This window comes from Clostridium tagluense (assembly GCF_003865095.1).
Classification (GTDB): domain Bacteria; phylum Bacillota; class Clostridia; order Clostridiales; family Clostridiaceae; genus Clostridium_AD; species Clostridium_AD tagluense.
Genome location: NZ_BHYK01000110.1, coordinates 1 through 1,282, shown reverse-complemented (window position 1 = coordinate 1,282; position 1,282 = coordinate 1). Strand labels below are relative to the sequence as shown.

General features: G+C 29.2%; 1 protein-coding gene and 1 rRNA gene. One reads left to right on the top strand and one right to left on the bottom strand.

Annotated features, from left to right (window positions below; all coding sequences use genetic code 11):
- Positions 1-369: 369 nt before the first annotated feature.
- Positions 370-1,101: an NAD-dependent protein deacylase gene (locus tag Ctaglu_RS24740; protein WP_125006717.1), complete on the top strand. Its 732-nt coding sequence runs from the start codon at positions 370-372 to the stop codon at positions 1,099-1,101.
- 56 nt (positions 1,102-1,157) lie between these two features.
- Here the strand turns inward: Ctaglu_RS24740 and rrf are convergent.
- A 5S ribosomal RNA gene (gene rrf / locus Ctaglu_RS24735) occupies positions 1,158-1,274 on the bottom strand.
- Between the last annotated feature and the right edge of the window lie 8 nt (positions 1,275-1,282).

The following is a 1,282-nucleotide window of genomic DNA, read 5'->3' as shown; positions in this document are numbered from 1 at the left end:
TTTTAGTCTTACGACTAAAATTACTTTTTTATCTAAAGTAATTAACTGGTCAAGCGAAATGTTATTTCGCTATTTTACCTATTTCTCTGTTTAATTTTCAAAGACCAACTTGCTTTGCCATCATGTGACGACAAGTAGTATCTTACCATAACAAACTTATTGTATAATGAAGTTATAGTTCGTATAGTGAATTTATCTTTATTTTTCTCCACTATTCATAATTAATACTACCCATATCTCCTATTGATACACTAGGATAAGTATATAGTTTCTTGTACCTAATTTAAAATTTTTATTATACTATACTTTCTTGTTAATAACTACTAAATATCTCTTTAACTGTTATACTGTAATAAAGGAGCTGATATTATGAGTTATGAACTATTAAAAACAATTATAAAAAATACTACTAATATGGTTTTTTTTGGAGGCGCAGGGGTATCTACAGAAAGTTGTATTCCTGATTTTCGTTCCAAAAATGGTTTGTATAGTATAAAAACTGATTTAAAATTTCCTCCTGAAGTTATTTTAAGTCATTCCTTTTTTATAAATAATACTGAGGATTTTTTTCAATTTTACAAATCTAATATGATTTTTTTAAATGTAATACCTAATGATGCACATATTACATTAGCTAAACTGGAAGAAAAAAATAAATTAAAAGCTATAATCACCCAAAACATTGATGGTTTACATCAAATGGCAGGCTCTAAAAATGTATATGAACTTCATGGATCTGTACATAGAAATTACTGTATGCAATGCAATCATTTTTTTGATTCAACTTATATATTAAATAGTAAAACCATAATTCCTAGGTGTGATAGTTGTGGTGGAATTATTAAACCTGATGTAGTTCTTTATGAAGAAAATTTAGATATGAATATATTAGAACGTTCTATTAAAGCAATAAGTATTGCTGATACATTAATTGTGGGTGGCACTTCTCTTGTGGTATACCCTGCTGCAAATTTGATAAAATATTTTAAAGGAAATAACTTAATTCTCATCAACAAATCCTCCACCCCTTATGATAATCAAGCAACCCTAGTTATTCATGACAGTATAGGAAAAGTTTTAAGTACTGTATACAAATTTTAATTTATACTCTTAACGCAAAATAAAAACCACTAAGTTAGACTTAGTGGTTTTTTGTTACCTGGCGACGACCTACTCTCCCACAAAGTTACCCCTGCAGTACCATTGGCGCATTGAAGCTTAACCGACCTGTTCGGTATGGGAAGGGGTGTTACCTTCATGCCATAATCACCAGATTGAGAAA

Coding starts and splice junctions, on each gene's coding strand:
- Ctaglu_RS24740 (WP_125006717.1), top strand. CDS start 370: ATGAGTTATGAACTATTAAAAACAATTATAAAAAATACTACTAATATG.